Below are 22,688 nucleotides of genomic sequence, written 5' to 3'. Positions count from 1 at the left end.
AAACACTTAATAAAATAAGAATAATTTAAGATGAAAAAAACAGGATTAGTAGCCATAGCTTTTATGACAATATTTAATACTTATGGACAAGTAGAAACCACAGTTTTTGAACAGCCATATCGTTTAAAAGCAGACGGGAAATTTTTAGATGTTGCAGAAGTTGGGCATTCGGCGCCATTTATATACGATTATAATAACGATGGTAAAGATGATTTACTGGTTGGGTATTTTGGGAAAGAGCGTTCAGACACAGATTTAGTAAGAGGAGGTCATAAACTTACTAAAGGAGGCTGTAATATTTATTTAAATATGGGAACCAATGAAAACCCCGAATATACTTTTACAGGTAAACTTTTAACAGGAGGAAAACAGGCTTATGTACCTACAGATTGTTGCGTAGGGTTTGTACCTCGTGTGATTGATCTTGATGGAGACGGTATAGACGATATTCTATCTGGGTCTTATCCAGGTCAAGCTTATTTTTACAAAGGTATTGGCGAGGGGATGTATAAGGAATATCAGTTTTTAAGAGATAAAACCGATAAAGCTATGAATCCTGGACATACAACAACCATAGCTCCATTTGATTGGGATGAAGATGGCGATTTAGATTTAGTTTGGGGAGTACGATTTAAAGGAACATTTGTCTCTTTTAACACGGGATCTAAAACAGCACCTCAGTTTGAAGCACCAAAGCATATAGAGATGGAAAAATATGGAGATAAAAAAGAGGACTTATCTAGCCATAGTGTACCTGTAGATTGGGACGGAGATGGCCTTTTTGATTTGGTTTGCGGGAGTGAACATGGGGATGTTTTCTGGTATAAAAACATAGGCAAAAAAGGAAGCCCAAAATTTGGCGACCCGGAAATGCTTATTATCAATAAAAGAGATCATATGAATGCATTAGAAGGAGATAACAGGCCGCACGGCTATAGAAGTAAAGTATTTCCTTATGATTACAATAACGATGGTAAACTAGATTTACTTATAGGAGACGTGTTTAGCACTAAAGATAAGGCGCCTGAATTAACCCCCGAACAGCAAATTGAATTCGAAGAAGAGCTAGAAGCAAAATTAAATCCTAGTGAAGAGATTACTGAATTATATGCAAAATGTTCAGAGTTTGTCAAAGTCAGTCATAAGGAAATAATGGACAATAATGCAGACCTAACGGAACATGAAGCTAGGGGTCTGGCTTGGATGGACTTGCCTGAAGATCTTTTGGATCGAGTTATGGAAAACAATAAAAAAAATGAAGATTTTATGGATATCTATTTCAATTTTAATGCTAAACAGTATAGTCATGGTTATGTATGGGTTTATATAAGAAAATAATAAAATAAAAACGTAATAAAATGAAAAAAATAAATGTGATATTAGTAACAGCTATACTATTTATAGCTTGTAAACAACAAGAATCAAAAACTGATTATACCTTATTGTCTATTCAGGCAAAGAATGCAAAAAATGCTGTTATAGAACTTTATTCTTCGTCTACTCGAGAAAAAGTTAAGGACATCCATCTTGACGAAAATGGTTTTTCAAAAGATACCTTAAGAGATTTTGAAAAAGGAGAGTATGTTTATGGTGACGGCCGTAAAACCCCACAAGTTTATGTATATGTTAAGAATAACTCTGAAGTGGAAATTGCTTACAATTACACAAACCTGTTAGAGCCACCAACAATTGGCGGTATTAATTGCGTAGAAACTAAGTTTTTAAATGAAAAAAAATTATTTGATACTAATTTTTTTGCACCTCATTCAGATATGTGGAACTACGATCCCACAAAATTCATGAAAACCTTCCTACGGTTTGAGAAGGATGGCTTGGCAATTCTAGAAAAGTACAAAGATCAAATAGAGCCCGATTATTATAAAACTAAAGTAGGAGATATAAAGTATGGAACGTTTCAAGTTATGGGTAATTTCGAGTCGATTTATAAGGGAGAATTACCAGAAACCTTTATAAAAAAGCAGCAGGAGGCCAATTTAAATGATGAGTTTTTATTCAAGAATTCAGCGGCATTTGGATCATATGCATATAATTATTTAGCATATGCGTCTCATAAATTTGGTAAAACAGATAAACGTACTATGCCGTTAAAAGTTATGGATAAGATTAATGATGATATAACTAATGATTATGTTAAGGGTGGTATGTTGTCAAACACATTGGAAATGTTTTTGGTAAACACCGAAGATAAAAAAGCACTTTATAATAAGTTTATCACGTATTGTACAAATGCTGAATTTAAAGAAAAAGGAACTACTTTTTATAAAGATGTAATGAAGTTGGAACCAGGATCACCATCACCAAAGTTTGTTAATTATGAAAGTGCCACAGGAGAAAAGGTTTCCTTGGACGACCTTAAAGGTAAATATGTGTTTTTTGATTGTTGGGCAACCTGGTGTGCGCCTTGTATAAAAGAAATACCGTTTTTAAAAGAAATAGAAAAAGAATATCACGGTAAAAACATAGCATTTGTAGGTCTATCTTTTGATACACAAAAAAATAAAGACAAATGGAAAGCCATGGTAAAAGAAAAAGGGTTGGATGCCGAACATCAATTACTAGCAGACAATGCCTTAAAATCACAATTTACTCAAGAATATAAAATATTTACTATTCCAAGGTTTATATTATTGGATCCCGAAGGTAACATTGTGGATAATGATGCGCCAAGACCATCGAGTGGTGAAGAAATAAGATCATTATTGAATAGTTTGGAATTGTAATTGATAATTTCAAAAATTAGGAGCACGTTGGGAAACCAAGGTGCTTTTTGTTTAGGATATCTATAAGATTTTACAACATAAATAGTTAACGATTTTCACGCAATCAATAAAAAAATGAAAAATCTATTTGGACTTTATGCTTTATTCTTAAGTCTAACATGTTTAGGACAAGAAGCACCACAAACGAGTATTTATTCAAGTGTTATTGACAATATTCAACTAAAGCAAACAACTTCAGAAGAACCAGTAAGTATGAATGCTACTTTGGTAAAGAGTAGTATTTCAGAAGGTGAAACAACAAAGTTAATAGTAAAAACAGTTATACATAACAACTGGCATATTTATGCCTATGTACCTGAAGGAGGTTATTTTATACAATCTGAATTGAAAATTGAAGTACCAGAAGGAATAACCGTTAACTTAATTAAAGAACCTAAAATTAAGGGCTATGAAGCTGACCCAAACATTATGATTTATAAAGGGAATCTCATTTTTGTTTATGAATTAGATGGAAAATTTGAAGCAGGAGAACATCCAATTAAAGCTACCCTAACTTTTCAGCCTTGTGACCCATATCATTGTTTAGCTCCAAATGAAATATCAAAAGAATTAAAATTAACAGTAAATTAAATAGAATTAAAATGAAAAAAACAGTTATTCTATTATTGATAGTGCTATTTGTATTACCAATACAGGCTCAAAGCATTAAAAAATCAGATTTAAAAGTACTTTATGTAGGTCAAAATCCAGAAACACCTAACCGTTACATGTTTGCAAATTCTTTAGGCGATAAGATATGGAAGGAAGATATTATACCGGAACGAGCTAAAGTATTTCATGAATTCTTTCAGAAGTATTTTAATACTGTTGATTTGGTTTATGGAGAAGAATATAATGAAGGATTAACTAAAAAATATGATGTAGTGGTTTTTGATGCTGTTCCTCGTCAATTAAATGGAGAGTTAACAGAGAGTGGTTGGGATTTAAAATATATAAGTGATAATTACGACAAACCAACAATTCTAATAGCTGGAGTTGCAGGTCCTATTTTAAGTGAAAAGAAATCAAAAATTCAAGTGTTGTGTAATTGTTTAGATTCTCATGCTTATTATTTTGATGAAAATCATCCTGTTTTTTCTACACCTTATAAACTTCCAATAAAGACTGATACAGAAATGAGGGCACCAAACCAATCTGTTCATGTATATTTTTCAGGAAGAAATTTACCTGAAAAAATGCCGATGTTAAAGATGCAAGATGTGGATTTAAAAAAATATCCACCTGGTATAGTTGCCTTGCCAGGTTTCGATGATTCTCCTGATGCTGAAACCATTGCCTGTGGACCAAGTATTAAGATGGTGGAAGCTGTTTCCATTGGGCGTCACGGAAACTTTTTTCAATGGGGATATAGAGCAGATCCACGTCATTTAACAGAAAGTGGTAAACTAGCTTTAATCAACTCCATTCATTATATCTCTAATTTCAAAGGTCAGAAACCATTTGTTAAGCGTTTAAAACAACCAAGATCATTAGCTTTAAATTTTGTTTACAGTGCTACGGATAAAGCTTATACTTATGAAATTAAGAATAAACTGAAATCACATGATAGGCTTAATAGTGCGAAAATAAAAGAGTTAGGTGGAACACTAAAAGAAGAAAATAAATATATCTTGAATTACGAAACAAAGCTTCCAGATAGAGCTTATTATCTACAACAAGTACCAAAACAATTGCTCCAAAAATTTGGTGATGATTGGAATGCTTACCTGAGTTATTATGAAGCTAACGCTGGGTACATGGGTTTACGAAAAGAGATTACAGATGAAAAAACGGATGGTTTTCTTAAAATTATGTTTGACAAAGATTTGCAAAATTTAGGAATAGCTAATAACGATATTAAATTATTGGATACCTGTATTTTTATGTTGAAGTCTAATGATCGACCAGAATTAGCACAACGATTATTATTGCGTTATACTCAAGAAACATTTACTACCGTAAAACTATGGCAAAAATGGTTCAAGAAAAACAGAGACAAGTTGTTTTTTACAGAAACAGGAGGTTATAAATGGATGATTAATACAATAAGAGATAAATAAAAATAGATAGATGAAAAAAAAATATGTAATATTATTTACAGCTATATTATTTATAGCTTGTAAACAACAAGAGCCAAAAACAGACTATACCTTATTGTCTATTCAGGCAAATAATGCAAAAAATGCTATTATAGAACTTTATTCTTCGTCTACTCGAGAAAAAGTTAAGGACATCCATCTTGATGAAAATGGTTTTTCAAAAGATACCCTAAGAGGTCTTGAAAAAGGAGAGTATGTTTGTGGTGACGGCCGTAAAACCAAACAAGTTTATGTATATGTTAAGAATAACTCTGAAGTGGAAATTGCTTACAATTACACAAACCTGTTAGAGCCACCTACAATTGGCGGTATTAATTCTTTAGAAACGAAGTATTTAAATGAAAAAAAGGTTTTTGAAACTAATTTTTTGGCGTCTGGCCCAGATATATGGAGCTACGATCCCTCAAAATTTATGAAAACCTTTATACAGTTTGAGAAGGATGGCTTGGCAATTCTAGAAAAGTACAAAGATCAAATAGAGCCCGATTATTATAAAACTAAAGTAGGAGATATAAAATATGGAACTTTTTTGATTATGGGTAATTTCGAGTCGATTTATAAGGGAGAATTACCAGAAACCTTTATAAAAAAGCAGCAGGAGGCGAATTTAAATGATGAGTTTTTATTCAAGAACTCACAGACATTTGGAACATATATGTATAACTCATTAGCATATGCGTCTAATAAATTTGGTAAAACAGATAAACGTACTATGCCGTTAAAAGTTATGGATAAGATTAATGATGATATAAGCAATGATTATGTTAAGGGAGGTATGTTGTCAAACGCATTGGAAATGTTTTTGGTAAACACCGAAGATAAAAAAGCACTTTATAATAAGTTTATCACGTATTGTACAAATGCTGAATTTAAAGAAAAAGGAACCACTTTTTATAAAGATGTTATGAAGTTGGAACCAGGATCACCTTCACCAAAGTTTGTTAATTATGAAAGTGCTACAGGAGAAAAGGTGTCTTTAGATGACTTAAAAGGTAAATATGTGTTCTTTGATTGTTGGGCAACTTGGTGTGCACCTTGTATAAAAGAAATACCGTTTATAAAAGAGATAGAAAAAGAATATCACGGTAAAAACATAGCATTTGTAGGCTTATCTTTTGATGCACAAAAAGATAAAGACAAATGGAAAGCTATGGTAAAAGAAAAAGGGTTGGATGCAGAGCATCAGCTATTGGCAGACAACGCCTTAAAATCTCAATTTACTCAAGAATATAAAATATTTACTATTCCAAGGTTTATATTATTAGACCCAGAAGGTAATATTGTAGATAATGATGCGCCAAGATCTTCACAGCCTGAGTTGAGAACTTTATTGAATAGTTTGGAACTTTAGTAAAGAATGATAGTTAAGTATTGAACCGGGTAATTTATATAAAAAGGATTAATACAGATAAAAAGCGTTAGCCTATTAATACTATAATGGTTATTGAATTTTATTATTTCTTTAGATTAGTGACTATAAGAAAAAGATTAAAGGGTTGAGGTTTCAACCCTTTTCTTTTATGTTTTTGTTGTAAAAAAGAGAACCACTAAATATGAGATTTAAAAGAATACATAAAGCTTAACATTTTTTAATCGGAAATAATGTGCGCTTATCTATTACTGCAACAGGTTTCAATCCAATAAAAATTATAAAAGAGAATTTCAGTATTAATTACCTGATACTATCTGGATTTATTTTGATTATGATTGTATCAAATTTATACCACCTTCAAAGTTTTATAAAGGCTATAAACTTACTTTCTGTATCGGCAAATAGACAGCCATTACTTCGCATTAAAAATTACCAAATTTATAATCAAAAAAGCAATCGATAAAGGTATTGGTTATTAAATACAAAAATCATGACAAAATTAGAAGAATTAACAGCACTATTCGTTAATGAAATCAATGATTTTAAAAATGACATAGAGAAATTAGAAAACATCAATAATCAATTAAATGACACCAAAATCAAGATGGATTTATCGGAATATAAAACTATAATTTTTTCACACCAAAAAGAAATGGCATCTCACTTAAAAGCTAATGAAGCGCCTTTAAAATCGATTTAACAATAAAATTAACCAAGCTAAAATTTATCCTAATTGGGCGGTTGTAGTTTTTATAATTGCGGTATTGTTTGGTATTAGTGCAACAGCATTTCTAATATTCTCTGATTGACATTTTTGATAGAGATAGAAATTTAGTAAATAAAAACAATGGAAAACTAAAACGACCAATTATTGAAGCTAGCAGATAGTATTTGGCCTCTTTTAATACAACCAAAGACAATACTTCTAATTAAAATATTCCTTTCCTTTAAGAACGGTGTTCCATAGCATGACCTTAAAATAAACTATCTGTATTAATAAAATTTGCTTAATATTGTAATGTATGGCGCATATTGTAACAATTAAATAAAGTGTTTTTTTATTAAAAACTAATGTCGGTAAATCAAGCAGCACATAGTGAAAAGTTATTGGTTAAGCAAGTTATTGCTGGCAATGAAAAGGCTTTTATAAAACTTTATGATATCTATAAGAATAAAATCTATGGATACAGTTTAAAATTGTTAAAATCTCGGGTTAATGCCGAAGAAATGTTACAAGATGTTTTTATGAAAGTATGGCAAAAAAGAGAAACATTAGATGAGGCGCTCTCCTTTAAATCCTTTCTTTATACTATTACTAGAAATAAATGTTTTGATTTTTTGGAAAAAGCCGCCAATGACGAAAAGATGAAAAGAGCTATTTTCTATCAAAGTCAGAAATCATTCGTGGCTTCAGACAAGCAAGTCATTGAAGCTGATTTTATGCGTATCAAGAGAGAAGCATATGAAAGTTTACCTCCTAAGAGAAGAACCATTTTTAAAATGTCTAGGGAAAAAGGGATGACCTATGATCAAATAGGTAAGGAATTAGGTATTTCTACAAGCACAGTAAAATCTCAAATGAATAAGGCATTAGAGACCTTACGCAATTATTTTAAGGAACACCAAGATGTTTCTTTTACTTTATTATTGATTTTGAAAATTTTTTAGCGCTAATTCTGTAATTCTTTCTTTGTTATTTTACCTGTAATTTATTGAATTTTTTTAAAAAATGTTGAATTTCTCCATATAAGAGTAGTACTCTCTTTCATCTCACCCGTATTAGTAAGTGTATAGAAGATAATATGGAAGATAATATGGAAGATAATATAAAAATTAAGGAATTACTCCTAAAGTTTTTGAAGGACGATTGTAGTCAAATAGAGATTGATAGCGTTGTAAGTTATTTCCAAGCAGCAAAAAAAACAAAAGACTTTCCAACTGTAGAAAATGTCTTTGAGTTGTTTTATGAAATTTCAAAGGTAGATGAAGCTACTTCTAATCAAATTATCAAGAATATCCTATCAGATTCGAAACGGGGAAAAAGATCTAAGCACAGCATTTGGAAATATGCCGCTGCCGCTGTTGTGATTGGTATACTATCTACAAGCTATTTACTGAGAGATAATCTATTTAATAATCCACAAGAAGAGATTCCAATTATAGTTAATAATACCATTCAAACAGGTACAGACAAAGCAATTCTTACTCTAGAAGACGGTTCAATAGTAGAATTACAAAAAGGAAAAAACTTTAAAACTACAAATGTGGAAAGCAATGGGGAAGAGATTATTTATGCTTCTAGTAAAAGAAATACTAAAGAGATAGTTCACAATTATTTAACCATTCCTAGAGGAGGTCAATTTTTTATAGAGTTATCTGATGGGACTAAAGTTTGGTTAAATTCTGAAACCCAATTAAAATACCCTGTAGCTTTTAACCATGGAAAGACTAGACAAGTTGAGTTGATATACGGCGAAGCTTATTTCGATGTCTCTCCGAGTACTGAACATGGGGGAGCAAAATTCAAGGTATTTAATAAATCTCAGGAAATAGAAGTATTAGGTACAGAATTTAACATTAAAGCATATAAAGATGAAACTAATATTTATACCACACTGGTAGAAGGTAAAGTTGATGTAAGTATAGATAACAGAAAACAAAGCTTAATACCAACCCAACAATTAAACTTAAACCTTAATACGAATACAACTATAGTTAAAAAGATTGATGTTTATGGAGAAATATCATGGAAAGAAGGTGTGTTTAGTTTTGAAAATAAACCACTTAAAGATATGATGAAAGTATTATCTCGATGGTATGATGTCGATATAATAATTAAAAACAAATTAATTGAAAATGAAGAGTTTGTAGGAGTATTAAGGAAAAATCAAAGTTTAGAAAAAATACTTATTAGTATTAAAAATTCTGGAGTTATTAAAAACTTTGAGATTGCTGATAAAAAAGTAGTATTAGAATAAAAAAAGGGAACGAAGTCAAAACATTTCGCGGTGTCACAAACCTCGTCCCTCATATTGTATTAATTAAACTAATGTATAACTAACACCAAACAAATTTATGGAAATTAAATTAATTAATGTCCGTTCTCTAGTTAGAAAACGGCTTCTAGTAATGATTATGAGAACATTTATCTTTTTAATGTGCACAACCGTTTTTTGTCTGAACACAGAAAACTCGTTTTCTCAAAAAAAAGTAATAATAGAAAAAGATCAATTAGTTACTATTGATCAGGTATTTAAAATTATTAAAAAGCAAACCGATTTTAATTTTGTTTATCATAAAAGGCAATTTAAAGATATGCCTAAAGTTCAATTAAAAAAAGGTGAGATTCAAATAGCTAAATTGCTACAGCGAACTTTTTCTAATAGCAATGTCTCCTTTGTTCTTTCTACAGATAACACTATAATTATTAAGGAAGAAAAAGCTATTATTAATTCAAACCCTACTCGCGAGGAAATTCAACAAAAGCTGGTAAATGGACTTGTTACTGATAATTTTAGTCAACCTCTACCAGGAGCAACTATATTAATAAAAGGAAAGTCTATTGGCGCAACTACAGATTTTGACGGAAAATTTAGTATAGAAGCAGCGGTGTCTGATGTTTTAGTTTTCTCTTACGTTGGATTTTTAACCAAAGAAATGGTTCTAACCAATGCGAATATAGGATCCATTAAGGTATCGATGCAAGAAGATATTTTACAACTTGATGAATTGGTAATAACTGGAACTTCTGTTTTAACAAAAAAAAGACAGTTGGGGAATGCCATTTCATCTATAAAGAGTAGCGCTATTAAGAGTTCAGGTTCGCAAGATGTTACCGCAGCTTTATCTGGTAAATTACCAGGTGCTTTAGTAAATCAAAATTCTGGTAATCCAGCAGGGGGTGTTTCTGTAACACTTAGAGGAGCAAGTACAGTTTTTGGAAGCTCAGATCCACTTTATGTACTCGATGGTGTCATTGTAGATAACTCTTCAACAGAATTATTACCATTAGGAGGGTACGCGCAGAATCGTTTGGTCGATTTAAATACTAATGATATTGATCGAATAGAAATTATAAAAGGAGCTGCTGCCGCCGCAATTTATGGCTCAAGAGCAAGTAATGGTGTTGTTCAGATTTTTACAAAAAGAGGAGCTTCAGGAGAAACTAAAATATCTTTTTCATCAAGTATTAAAGTTAATCAACTAAGAAAGCAAATTGAAGAAAACCAAGAACCATTTCAATTTGAAGCTCCAGGGAGTAGTGTATTGGTTCCTGTTGAAAGGTTTAGAATGCAAGATAGAATCTTTAGAGATGCTTATGGAACAAATAATAATATATCTATAAGCGGTGGTGATGATAATACGCAATTTTATACTTCTGGTTCTTTTTCTAAAAATGGTGGAATTATTAAAAACACCGATTTTAAAAGGTACACTTTGAGAGCTAATGTTGATGAAAAAATTAATGATTGGCTAAAAGCATCAGTAAGCACTCATTATTCAATAAGTGATAGTAAAGAATTGCCAAATGGAGGTATGTTAGCTCCAGGGGAGTTTTTTGGGGTCTTAACTGGTTTTGCTTTTCTTAATACTAATTATGACCCAGATAGACAACCAGATGGTAGCTACATTAATAATCTAGGATTTACTTTAGCTGCAAACCCAGTCGCAGCAATTGAAAATTATGATTTTAGACAAAAAACAAATAGGTTTATCGGGAGTTTAAGATTAGAAGCTTCATTAAGTGAAAATTTAAACTTAGAATATATTCTAGGTTATGATGGTAGTTCATCAAGAGCTACTGCATTTATACCTGTTGGAATACTTCCTAAAGTAACAGGGTGGAGTAGAACTGCAGAAAAAACTTCGTTGTTATTAAATAATGATTTAAATATCCAATATTCATTAGACTTAACAGAAAACATTAAATCTGTAAGTAGTTTAGGTTTTACGCAACAATATGAAAGAACAACAATTTTATCCAATACGGCAGATAGATTGTCCCCTTCTATACAATCAACAACAGGAGGGAGTATTATAGCTCGAACAGATTTAAGATCCGAAAGATCTATAAGAGGTGGGTATTTTCAGCAAACGCTTAATTTTTCTGATAGATTTTTCTTAACAGGAGCAGTAAGATTAGATCAAGCTTCAACTTTTGGAGTAAACGAAAGAACTCAATTTTATCCAAAGGCAAGTTTTTCATACTTATTGTCTGATGAAGCGTTTTGGAAGAAAAGTTTAGGTAAAGTTTTCAATGTATTTAAATTAAGATCTTCTTACGGAGAAGCTGGAAATCTTACGGCATTATCAGCATTTGATAAATTAACAAATTATAACCCTGTACCCATAGGAGGACAAACAGGATTTGCACCAGATGCGCAATCGGGTAATTTGGATATTAAACCAGAACGTCAGAAAGAAATTGAGATAGGGTTTGATGCAAGTACTTTTGATGGTAGACTGGGAATTGAGTTTTCATGGTTTGATGTGAAGGTAGAAGATTTATTACTTAGTCGTGTACTTGCTCCTTCAACAGGATTTTCTAGAAGACTTGAAAATGTTGGTACGTTAACAAATAAAGGTTTTGAAATTCTTTTAAAAGGACAAATTGCTAGAACAAAAGATTTTTCTTGGGATGTAACTGCAATTTATAGTAAAAACAAGAATGAAGTAAATGATATTGAAGGAGGTCAATTAATATTACCGGACATTTTTGATCAAGCTGTAGTTGCTCAAAACGGTGAGGCTATTGGTGTTTTCTCGGGAACTTATTTTATAAGAGATGCGAATGGTGCTATTTCAACAGATGCTGGCGGTTTACCAATTACCTCAACGGATAAAAGGATTATTGGTGATCCAAACCCTGAATGGACAGGTTCTTTAATTAACGAAATTAGATATAAGAATTGGAGATTAAGAACTCAGTTTGATGCCGTTATGGGATTTGATGTGTTTAACTGGACAGATAGACTAAATAGTTTTACCGATCTTTTTGGAGGCGGACGTAGAGATGCTCAAGAAATAAGAGGAGAACTGCCACGAGGTTATAATGGAGCAACATTTCAAACATTTGAAAGGTATGTAGAAGATGGCTCTTTTGTGAAGCTTCGTGAGTTATCTCTTGCTTATAACTTTAATTTAAAATCTGAGAATATTGACAATATAACTGTAACGCTAACGGGTAGAAATTTGTTTTCAATCGATGACTATAGCGGATGGGATCCAGAAGTGAGTTCTTTTGGACAGAGAAACGGTTTTAGAGGAATGGATTTTAACGAAGTTCCAATACCAAGAACTATAGAATTAGGTGTAAATGTTAATTTTTAATTCGAAATTTTAAAAGATACTAAAATGAAAAATATAATATATAAAATAGTTTTGTTTACATTCTTATTACTTACTATAGGATGTAGTTTAGATTATTCTAATCCTAATGCAGCTGGTGAGGATGAGTTAAATAATAAAGATGCTCTTATTGCATTAGCCATAGGAATTCAGCAACAATATTCAGTTAAAGCATTAGATTTTGCAGTATTTGTGCCCGCAATGTCATCTCGTGAAGTTTCTTTAGTATTAACTAATGTGGCTAATCAAGAATTGGAAAAAGGAGGAACAGGACTTCTAGGAACAAACTTAAGAGTTATAGACTTATTCTCTTCTTTAACGCGTGTAAAAGGAATGGCAGAGACATTATTGGAAACTGCCCCAGAAACAATAGCTCCTGCTGGTACAATCTCTGGGTTAATGGCATGGGGTAATTTTTTTAGAGCCATTACTTTAGGTACGATTGTGCAAAGTTGGGAAGAAGCGCCATTAGTTAATTCTAGAAACAATGATGCTCAGTTCGTAAATAGAACTGTAGCACTTCAGGAAGCTGTTAATTTACTTGAAGCGGCACTTCAACAACTATCAAGCACACCTCCATCAGAAGAGTTCATAAATCTATTAGGTCAGAATATTGATTTAGAAAATAGTATTTATGCCTATTTATCAAGATATAATTTAATGCTAGGTAATTATCAAGAAGTTATTAATGCAGCAAACAATGTGGATCTAAACTCTACCTCTGTATTTAATTACGATGATCAAAATCAAAATCCGATGTATGTAGGGATGTTAAGACCAGGCGAAGTATTGTTCTATGCACCACGTGTAGATTTTGGTTTACCTGCAAGTTTATTGCCTGAAGCTGGAGATGAGAGAATACCGTTTTATTTAACGAGCGATGCTTCTACCAGTTTAAGCGGATTACCAGTTTTAAATGGTACAAATGCACCATTCTTTAACTCACCTACAGCAAGTATTCCTGTTTATTTACCAGGAGAGGTCTTATTAAATAGAGCTGAAGCTTATGCGAGATTGGCTCAAACTGTTAATGCCGTTAGCGATATAGATGCTATTAGAACAAAAACAGGAGCATCTGATGCTTTTGGTGTTGGCGCAAACCTACCAGCTTATACTGGTGGTGTTACAGAAACTGAATTATTAAATGAAATTTATAAGAACAGAAGGATAGAATTACATTTAACAGGATTGAGTTTAGAAGATAGTAGAAGGTTTAACAGAGAAGGGCCAACAACAGACGGTGATTTTTCTACTGAACGGAGTAGGAATTTTTATCCTTATCCGTCTTCTGAAAGAGTTAACAATTCTAATACGCCAGCTGACCCTAATTTATAATTAAGCTATATAAAATTGTCTTAGATTATTTAACAGGCAATGGACCATTGTCTGTTAAAATCTAAACTCGTTTAAAAAATAATGAGTTTAATTATCAATAAAGAACAGTAAGTAAAAAAAAAACAATAAATATAAAAAGATGAAAAACCTTATTAAAGTTTTTTTGCTTATTACAATATCGCTAGTAATAGTAAGCTGTAATAATAAGCCGCAAAAGGAAGAAGTTAGAAAAAAGGTGGGGCAATTATTTTTATTAGCCTTTTCAGGTAACGATATTAATGTTGTGCTTCCTTTAATAAAAGAAAGAGGTATTGGTGGACTCTATTTAAGTAATGATAACCTTGGTGAGCCAGAAGCGACAGCCGTTTTATTAAATAGTTTGCAAAAGGCAGCTTTAGAGGGTATATCAAAAACACCACTTTTAACTGCCGCGGATCAAGAAGGTGCATGGGGAGTTATGGTACCTTATTCGTCTACGGGGCCAGGAAACATGGCGTTAGGAGCATCAGATCCGATTAATACTCGTAAAATGTATTCTGTATTTTCAAAAGAATTATCTGCCGTTGGCGTATTTTGTAACTTATCGCCTGTTGCAGATGTAAATTCTAATGCTCTAAACCCAATTATTGGAACACGTTCATTTGGGGAAAATGCTTCAGATGTGTCTGATAGAGTAAAAGCTGCAATTGAAGGCCTTCATGAAAATGGAACAATTGCTACCGCAAAACATTTTCCAGGGCATGGAAATACTGCAACCGATTCACATAGCGGAATTCCAAAGGTCTCGAGATCACTTAAGGAAATTGAATCTGTTGACCTATTACCATTTAAAACGGCTGTTGAATCTGGAGCAGATATTGTAATGACGGCCCATATAATATACGATGCTATTGATAAAGAAAACCCTGCAACGCTTTCACCAATAATACTTAATAATTATTTGAGAGAAAAGCTTGGTTTTAATGGAGTAATAATAACAGACTCATTTAATATGCAAGCCATTCAAAAAAATTACGATCCGGCTGAAGCAGCAATTTTGGCAATTTTAGCTGGAGCAGATATGATTATGCTAGCAGAAGAAAGATATGGAGAAGATGTAGGGGATTATATAAAATCGCAAAATAGAATGCTGGATGTGGTAGAGCAAGCAGTTATTGATGGTAGAATTCCTATGTCAAGAATTGATGAAGCATATAACAGGTTATTAAGTTTAAAAAAGCGTTATAAATTGGCTGAAAAACTCCCTGTAGATCCTATTAAAGCTAAAGAAATTATAGGAAATGTTGAAAACAAACAAATAGCGCTTTCTTGTGCTGAGGCTGCTATGACTGTTGCTTACGATAACAAACAATCCATTCCTTTATCAAAGGATAGTAAGGTGTCAATTGTAAAATTGGCTAAAGAAAATGTTGACGAAATTATTAAAATTGCAGAAGGAATAGGACCTAATTATGCTAATGCTTACAGCGATTTTGTTATAGAAATGAAAGCAGAGAATTTTGATGTAAAGGAATACAATTTTGATGATAAAGAAATTCCAAGCGAAAATATAATTATAGCTGTGAGTGAAAATTATCCGTTGCCAGGAAAGTCTTTGGATCTTAAAGAACAACGTAGACGTCTATCTAAATTACAAGAAGAAAATGTGGGAACTACTATTATTAATGTGGCTTTAAAAGACCCCTATGATGCAAACTTAGTTAAACCTGATGCTTACATATGTGCAATAGGGTCTAACATATCTAATGTAAAAGCAGTTGTTAACTTACTTACCGGAAAAATTGAAGCTAAGGGTAAATTTCCCGTTACTCCAATTAATTAAATGATTTGAAGAATTTAAGTGTTATTATTTTTGAGTTCGTTTTTTTAGTTTTTAAAATGGTTGATTTGTATATATAAGTCAACCATTTTTCAGTGGGAGTTGTTGCATTTACTTAGACAAAAAATAAACCGATTATTAAATTCTCAACCTTCTGGAGTTGTATATTTAAGCTCGTGGTTAACAGAAAATGGTTTTTCCACGCAGTTGTTAAATCGCTACAAGAAGAGTAATTGGCTTTATTCAATAGGAACAGGTGCTTGGATGCGTGTGGGAGAAGAACCAACGTATGAAGGTGCTATATATGCATTACAAAAACAATCTCAATTGGGCGTTCATATAGGAGGTAAAACAGCCTTGTCTTTATTAGGAAAAGCACATTATTTGGAACTATCAACACAACAAATCATATTGTGTGGTGGCAGTAAAGAAAAGTTACCTGCGTGGTTCACTAAGTATGATTGGGGTGTGAAAGTAAGTTATTTTAGCACTTCCTTTCTACCTTCTAAAGCTGGATTGCAGACTTTAGAACAGAGCAACTTTGGTTTACAAATATCTAATCCCGTGAGAGCGTTATTGGAATGCTTATATATGGCACCAAAAAAACAAAAACTCGTAGAGTGTTATGAAATAATGGAAGGGCTTAATAACCTTAGACCAAAACAAGTTCAAGAACTTTTGGAGCAATGCACCTCTATAAAAGTAAAACGGCTTTTTTTATATATGGCTGAAAAATCAAATCACAATTGGTTTAAGTACATAGATGCAGAAAAAATTGATACTGGAAAAGGAAAACGTTCTCTAGTAAAAAATGGCGTTTACATCGCTGAATATGGCATCACTGTCCCAAAAGAACTAGCAGAATATGAGTAATTATAAAAATCAAGTCGCCCTATTATTACAAGTATTGCCAGAGGTAGCAAAAGAAAAATGTTTCGCGCTACACGGAGGTACAGCCATTAACTTGTTTATTCGGGATATGCCTAGATTGTCTGTAGATATTGATTTGACCTATATTCCAATAGAAGACAGAGATACGTCTCTTCAAAAAAATTATTGCAGCTTTGGATAACATAAAAGGCAATCTTGATAAAATTTTGCTTGATGCAGAAATTACACTAAAGGAAAAGGTTTTAAAACTACAAATTACAACACCCAAAGCGCAGATAAAATTGGAAGTAAATCAAATAAACAGAGGTATATTGGATGAACTTGTCGAACTGCCATTATGCGATAAAGCTCAAGAAGAATATGATGCATTTTGTTCAATTTTCGTAGTGTCGATGGGTCAATTATATGGCGGTAAAGTTTGCGCAGCATTAGACCTTTAAACGAAATGTTGCAACCTAACTTAATTGACCAAAGAGAAGCAATGGTCAATCAATTTGATGGTATGAGTTCTGACCCTTTCACCTACGAAAACTTCGAAAAAACTAGGGCAACATTGATTGATACCATACAGCAAAGTTTAACAACTAAAGACAAGGAGTTTTTAATAAGTTTCAGCAACGTAACACCAGATTGGAGTATTTATGATTTTGAAAGATTTCCAGCCGTACAATGGAAATTGCAGAATCTCACAAAACTTAAGGCAAACAATTTAGAGAAGTTTAATACATTCCATACTGCCCTAAAAAAGCTGCTGGAATAAGAATAATACGTTTATTAGAAATTAATAACTTTATCCAAAGCCGAATCAACATCCTTATGAATAAAGTTGGCTCGGTACTTTATAGTTGCAGTAACGGAAGAATGTCGATATAATTTTGTAGCATCTGAATAGAGATTTTATCGCCCGAAATATTTCCAAAACTGTGTCGGGCAATGTGCATACTCATATTTATTTGTCATAGGATTAATACAGGTTACGATAAGATTTTATTAAAGCACTGTTCAGTTAATGATTATGTTCATGTTACATGAACATAATCATTAACTGAACAAAATAGTCGTTTTGTTTTGATGACGTGCAATTTAAATTTTTTGAATTGTTCTTTTCTTTAGTGTCATTCATTTTAAGCCTACTTGATACGTCAAGTATTTTAAGCAAAAAAGTTGACATATCTTAAATGGAACATATATAAATTTGGGATTTGTTTTATGGAGAATTACTTAAAGAGGAGGATGTGTTAAAAACATTATTAGAAGTGAAACACCGACTTCAAAATATAAAGTGGAATATAAAAGTCAATGAAGGTGAAGTTTAGCGAATCAAAATAAGAGCAAGCTTTTATTAAGCTATCGATGCAAGAGAATATCCTTCATGTGTTAGGTAAAAAAAAGTCGTATCAACTTTAGTAAAGTTTCGATAAAATTACCAGATTTCGGTAATGATCTCGCATTTTTACTAAAAAGTATTTATAACATAGATCCCAAAATAATATCAAAGGAAAACAAAGTATTACACCATATTTACACCTCGTAACCTCCAAAGTAGTGTGTATCAAGGAAAGTTACATATTGTATCGGGAAAGTAATGTATCCATATTTACAGAGGTATAGAATTAAAGGACTACGTTATGAACCGTTACTACTATTCAATTTGGTAGAAGGATAAAGAGGCTTCAAAAACCTTTTATTTCTCTAGACTTTTTAATCTTAATTCCTTTATATTTACTTTTGAAGAAGAAATGATTTTTATATAAAGATCCTTTATTCTATGATTAAATAATCAATGAAATTAAATTCTAAAAATATAATATTTTTTTTTCTAGTTGTTTTAATCGGTTCGTTTCCTGCTAGTTCACAATCCCAACCTATATTCAACAAAATCAATCAATCAAACGGATTATCTAATGGCAGAGTAAGTAGCATTATAAAGGAAACCAATGGCTTTGTTTGGATTGGCACTAATAATGGGTTGAACCGCTATGATGGTCATAACATAAAAGTTTATAATAAGCAAAACAGCAGTCTTAATGCTAATGATATTTCAGACCTGTTTTTAGATAGTAAATCACGTATTTGGATAGGTACATTAGGAGGTGGATTAAATTTATATAATGCTTTAGAAGATACATTCACCGCTTACAAGAGTAGTATAAACAGCCCTGAATCTATTGCTTCAAATGAAATAAATACCATATTTGAAGACTCTAAAGGTAACCTATGGATAGGAACAAAAAATGGTCTATCTGTTTTTAAAGAAAATCAAAACACCTTTACTTCTTATGCACATCAATCTAATAACAGCCAGACAATAAATCATAATGATGTTAGAAGTATTTATGAAGATATAAATGGAAATTTATGGATTGGCACCTACGGAGGTGGTTTAAATAAATTTGCTCCCGAAAAAGGAGTGTTTGAATATATAAAACCATCAAATAATATTTCATCAGATTTTATTCATTCTATAGGAAGCCTGAACAACCATAAAATATTAATTGGCACCAATGGAGAAGGGCTACTTATATTTGATTTAAATACTTTAGAATTTGAAAAAAAGGAGTTAAAAGCCAAAGAACGTATTAATATTGTGCGTTGCGTAAAAAAAGCAAAAGATGGTACTATTTGGATAGGTACTGATGGGAACGGCCTTTTTAAATTAGAAAACAGCGCTCAAGTACACAATTACACCTATAATTCTCAATTAGAATCTTCAATCTCTAGTAATGCTATTTATGATTTGATGGAGGACGGAGACGCTAACATATGGATAGGCACTGCATGGAATGGCGTAAACATTCTAAATGAGAATAATGATTACACCTTTTTATCAAGCACGCTTAGAGGGGAAACACCTTCTCCCGTTTTATCAATTTACAAAGATGAAGATCAATGTTTTTTAGGTTTAGATGGGAAAGGGCTTTCTATTTTACAGGATGATAAAGCCAGTATTAAACGCTACAGTAAGGATAATAAAAAATCAATTGGAGGTGATTACATTCAATTTATTAAAAAAGGAAGCGACCAAACCTTTTGGATAGGGACTTTTGTAAATGGCCTTATTAATTTTAACCCTAAAACAGAAGCTTTTACACAGTATAAACACGAAACAGGAAACACTAAATCACTAAGCTATAATGATGTTCGTTATGTTATTGAAGATGATACTAATAATTTATGGATTGCAACTTGGGGAGGTGGTTTAAATTACTTAAATACTAAAACAAAAGAATTCAATAGCTTTCAAAAGCAAGAGGAAGACTCGCTTTCTCTAAGCAGTAATAACATCATTTCCATACAAAAAGAAGGAGACTCCTTATGGTTAGCAACTTTTGGAGGCGGTGTTAATTTATTTAATACTAAAACAAAGCAGACTAAACAATTTAGATACTCAGAAAACAACCCAAATTCAATTAGTAGTGATTATATCAATACTATTCTAAAAGATTCAAAAGAAAACCTATGGATAGGAACCTCAGGAGAGGGACTTAATTTATACAATGAAAAGACGGGGCAAATTAATCGCTTTGAGAAAAAAGAAAATATTCGATATCAAACCATAACGTCTATTATAGAAGATAATGATGGCCAAATATGGTTTAGTACCAAACAAGGTATTTTTAATTATAACTACGATACAAATAGTTTTAAAAGTTTCTCAAAGCTTTTTGGAGAGTACCATATAAATGCAGCTTTTAAAGACGAAAAGGGGCTATTGTATTTTGGCGGCTCTAAAGGGCTCGTTAGATTTAATCCAAAAACGATACTTACTAAAAACATAAACCCAAAAGTAAAACTCACCAACTTTAAACTTTTTAATAAAGAGGTACCAATAGGAGAAAATGAAGTTTTAAAAAAGAACATTACTCTAGCAGAATCTTTAACTTTAAAGCACAATTTGGATGTTATTACATTTGAGTTTGCCGCTATGGCATTTCCTTTTTCTGCAAATTGTGATTATGCCATTAAATTAGAGAATTTTGACAAAGACTGGAGGACTATTGGCAAAGACAAAACAGTAACTTATACTAACCTTGCACCTGGTGACTATATTTTTAAAGTAAAAAGTAAAACTTCTGGAAGTGACTGGGGAGAAGAAGCGACGTCTATAAAAGTAGATATATTGAAACCATTTTGGCTGGAATGGTGGGCCTTTTTAATTTATGGCTTATTTATCCTTTTTGCTTTCTACCTATTTCGAAAATATATTATTGCCTGGGAGAAAATGAAATCTAATTTAGAATTAGAACGATTAACTCACGAAAAAGATATTGAGCTATACAACTTAAAACAACAATTTTTCACCAATATATCTCATGAAATAAGAACACCTGTCACCCTCATTTTAGGGTCTATAAATAGGCTTTTACAGATTAACACCTTTAAAGAGGAAAAGCAACTAAACCCTGTAAATACCTTAACAAAGAATGCTAAGCATTTATTGAATTTAGTAAATGAACTGTTAGATTTTAGAAAGCTTGAACATAACAAAATTCAATTAAAAGTAACAAAAGAAGATTGGGTGCAATTTTGTGAAGAAACGTATTTGTCTTTTTCTGAAATAGCAAAACAAAAGCATATTGATTTTTCTTTTAATAGTTCTAATTTACAAACCCCCTTATGGTTCGACAAAAACCAAATGGACAAAGTGCTTTATAATTTATTATCTAATGCTTTTAAATTTACAGGAAAAGGAGGGGCTATTAATCTCACACTTTCTGAAACAGAGAAAAATGCTACATTAATTTTAAAAGATGAAGGTATAGGAATTTCTAAAAAACAACTTTCAAAGATCTTTAATAGATTCTACCAAACTGAAACAATAAATAGTTTTAAAGCCACTGGTTTTGGTTTAGGCCTATCCATCTCAAAAGAAATTATAGCCTTGCACCATGGAGACATCCAAGTTGAAAGTAAAAAAGGATTAGGAACTACATTTACAATTGTACTGAAAAAAGGAAAAAATCATTTTAAAGAAAGTGAATTAGGAGGACATGAATCTGATGCAGAACGCATTGAAAATTATTTGGTTGATAAACAAAAAGAAACTAAAAATCTGCCTTCAAACACTGATATAGTTAAAGAACAAACACTATTGATTGTTGAAGACAATAAGGATATTAGAGCCTATATTATAGAGTTACTTTCCGATGAGTACAATATTTTAGAAGCCAACAATGGGAAAGAAGGTTTAGAAATTGCTAGAACCCATTTACCAGATCTTATGATAAGTGATATTATGATGCCTGTTATGAATGGCATTGAATTAACTCAAGAATTAAAAACAAACATTTTAACCAGTCATATTCCCATAGTATTGTTAACCGCCAGAGCATCATTAATAAATCAAATGGAAGGCTTTAATACCGGTGCAGACGAATATGTAACTAAACCATTTAATGAATTATTACTTCGTACCAGAATTAAAAACCTAATAAAAAACAGAACGTTATTGCACAAAAGGTTTCTCTCTGAAGATATTATGCCTATTAGCGAATTAGCTAAAAACAAAACAGATCAGGAGTTTCTTCAAAAATTAGGACAATTAATTGAAAAGCATATAGATTCTGATGCACTAAAAGCCGATTTTGTTTCTCAAGAATTAGGTATGAGTCATTCTGTAATTTATAAAAAACTAAAATCGTTAACCAACCTGTCTTTGATTGAATATGTTAGAGACTACAAACTAAAAACAGCTAAACAACTGCTCATACAAAAAGGGTATACAGTTGCAGATGCGTGTTATTATGTAGGCTATTCCGACCGGAAGTATTTTAGCAAGCTTTTCAAACAGCGTTTTGGCAAAACCCCTTCATCTTTCCTACAGAAACAATAGGTCCTTCATAAGAAAAACGAATTCTTACCCCTGCGCAAATGAATTCATCACCCCTTATTGTCTCATACAATAAGTTACTTGCAGTGGGTTAATAATTGATTTATCCTAAATAAAAAATAACAAGTCAGTTTTTTTAATTTTGGTTTATAAAGGAGATCTATAATCGGTTTCCTTTATCACTTTATAATTCTATAAGTCATTTTATTAACCA

At 31.8% G+C, this 22,688-nt stretch carries 16 protein-coding genes and 1 pseudogene; 16 read left to right on the top strand and 1 reads right to left on the bottom strand.

The features are described 5' to 3' along the window. Window positions 1-30 precede the first annotated feature (30 nt). The 15 genes from Q4Q47_RS18085 to Q4Q47_RS18015 all read left to right on the top strand — a co-directional run bounded on the left by Q4Q47_RS18085 (window position 31) and on the right by Q4Q47_RS18015 (window position 17,404). A complete protein-coding gene (locus Q4Q47_RS18085; protein ID WP_303308045.1) occupies window positions 31-1,338 on the top strand; it encodes an FG-GAP repeat domain-containing protein in 1,308 nt (435 codons plus the stop codon). Between the two features lie 20 nt (window positions 1,339-1,358). Next, window positions 1,359-2,741, top strand: a complete 1,383-nt coding sequence (locus tag Q4Q47_RS18080; RefSeq protein ID WP_303308044.1) for a TlpA family protein disulfide reductase — start codon at window positions 1,359-1,361, stop codon at window positions 2,739-2,741. Window positions 2,742-2,855: 114 nt separating this feature from the next. Beyond that, window positions 2,856-3,371, top strand: a complete 516-nt coding sequence (locus Q4Q47_RS18075; protein WP_303308043.1) for a protein-disulfide reductase DsbD domain-containing protein — start codon at window positions 2,856-2,858, stop codon at window positions 3,369-3,371. 11 nt (window positions 3,372-3,382) lie between these two features. Continuing rightward, entirely contained in the window at window positions 3,383-4,840 is a 1,458-nt protein-coding gene (locus tag Q4Q47_RS18070; RefSeq protein ID WP_303308042.1) for a hypothetical protein, read from the top strand. 10 nt (window positions 4,841-4,850) lie between these two features. Further along, window positions 4,851-6,230 carry a TlpA family protein disulfide reductase gene (locus tag Q4Q47_RS18065; RefSeq protein WP_303308041.1) on the top strand — a complete coding sequence of 460 codons (1,380 nt, stop codon included), beginning with the start codon at window positions 4,851-4,853 and terminating at the stop codon, window positions 6,228-6,230. Window positions 6,231-6,741: 511 nt separating this feature from the next. Further along, a complete protein-coding gene (locus Q4Q47_RS18060) occupies window positions 6,742-6,951 on the top strand; it encodes a DUF6730 family protein (protein WP_303308040.1) in 210 nt (69 codons plus the stop codon). Between the two features lie 371 nt (window positions 6,952-7,322). Further along, window positions 7,323-7,919 (top strand): RNA polymerase sigma factor, encoded by a 597-nt coding sequence (locus Q4Q47_RS18055; RefSeq protein ID WP_303308039.1) that lies wholly within the window; start codon window positions 7,323-7,325, stop codon window positions 7,917-7,919. Window positions 7,920-8,053: 134 nt separating this feature from the next. Then, the gene (locus Q4Q47_RS18050; RefSeq protein ID WP_303308038.1) at window positions 8,054-9,229 is read left to right on the top strand and encodes a FecR family protein; all 1,176 of its coding nucleotides are present in this window, start codon (window positions 8,054-8,056) and stop codon (window positions 9,227-9,229) included. 157 nt (window positions 9,230-9,386) lie between these two features. Continuing rightward, window positions 9,387-12,581, top strand: coding sequence for a TonB-dependent receptor plug domain-containing protein (locus Q4Q47_RS18045; protein WP_303308037.1), 3,195 nt, complete (start codon window positions 9,387-9,389; stop codon window positions 12,579-12,581). 24 nt (window positions 12,582-12,605) lie between these two features. Then, window positions 12,606-13,934, top strand: coding sequence for a RagB/SusD family nutrient uptake outer membrane protein (locus Q4Q47_RS18040; RefSeq protein ID WP_303308036.1), 1,329 nt, complete (start codon window positions 12,606-12,608; stop codon window positions 13,932-13,934). 139 nt (window positions 13,935-14,073) lie between these two features. After that, window positions 14,074-15,756: a glycoside hydrolase family 3 protein gene (locus Q4Q47_RS18035; RefSeq protein WP_303308035.1), complete on the top strand. Its 1,683-nt coding sequence runs from the start codon at window positions 14,074-14,076 to the stop codon at window positions 15,754-15,756. Window positions 15,757-15,816: 60 nt separating this feature from the next. Further along, window positions 15,817-16,626 carry a type IV toxin-antitoxin system AbiEi family antitoxin gene (locus Q4Q47_RS18030; RefSeq protein ID WP_303308034.1) on the top strand — a complete coding sequence of 270 codons (810 nt, stop codon included), beginning with the start codon at window positions 15,817-15,819 and terminating at the stop codon, window positions 16,624-16,626. After that, window positions 16,619-16,825 (top strand): nucleotidyl transferase AbiEii/AbiGii toxin family protein, encoded by a 207-nt coding sequence (locus Q4Q47_RS18025; RefSeq protein WP_303308033.1) that lies wholly within the window; start codon window positions 16,619-16,621, stop codon window positions 16,823-16,825. The genes Q4Q47_RS18030 and Q4Q47_RS18025 overlap by 8 nt, the downstream gene beginning before the upstream one ends. Next, on the top strand, window positions 16,818-17,084 hold the full coding sequence (locus Q4Q47_RS18020; protein ID WP_303308032.1) for a hypothetical protein: 267 nt from the start codon (window positions 16,818-16,820) through the stop codon (window positions 17,082-17,084). The genes Q4Q47_RS18025 and Q4Q47_RS18020 overlap by 8 nt, the downstream gene beginning before the upstream one ends. 5 nt (window positions 17,085-17,089) lie before the next feature. Next, window positions 17,090-17,404, top strand: a complete 315-nt coding sequence (locus tag Q4Q47_RS18015; RefSeq protein WP_303308031.1) for a hypothetical protein — start codon at window positions 17,090-17,092, stop codon at window positions 17,402-17,404. 14 nt (window positions 17,405-17,418) lie between these two features. Here the strand turns inward: Q4Q47_RS18015 and Q4Q47_RS23865 are convergent. Further along, window positions 17,419-17,591, bottom strand: a pseudogene (locus Q4Q47_RS23865) (site-specific integrase); the annotation flags it as partial. 836 nt (window positions 17,592-18,427) lie between these two features. Here Q4Q47_RS23865 and Q4Q47_RS18005 point away from each other — a divergent pair. Further along, entirely contained in the window at window positions 18,428-22,477 is a 4,050-nt protein-coding gene (locus Q4Q47_RS18005; RefSeq protein WP_303308030.1) for a hybrid sensor histidine kinase/response regulator transcription factor, read from the top strand. Window positions 22,478-22,688: the final 211 nt, after the last annotated feature.

This window comes from Flavivirga spongiicola, from assembly GCF_030540825.1.
In the GTDB taxonomy this organism is placed as follows: Bacteria; Bacteroidota; Bacteroidia; order Flavobacteriales; family Flavobacteriaceae; genus Flavivirga; species Flavivirga spongiicola.
The sequence above is the reverse complement of the archived record's forward strand: the minus strand, read 5'-3'. Positions and strand labels throughout refer to the sequence as shown.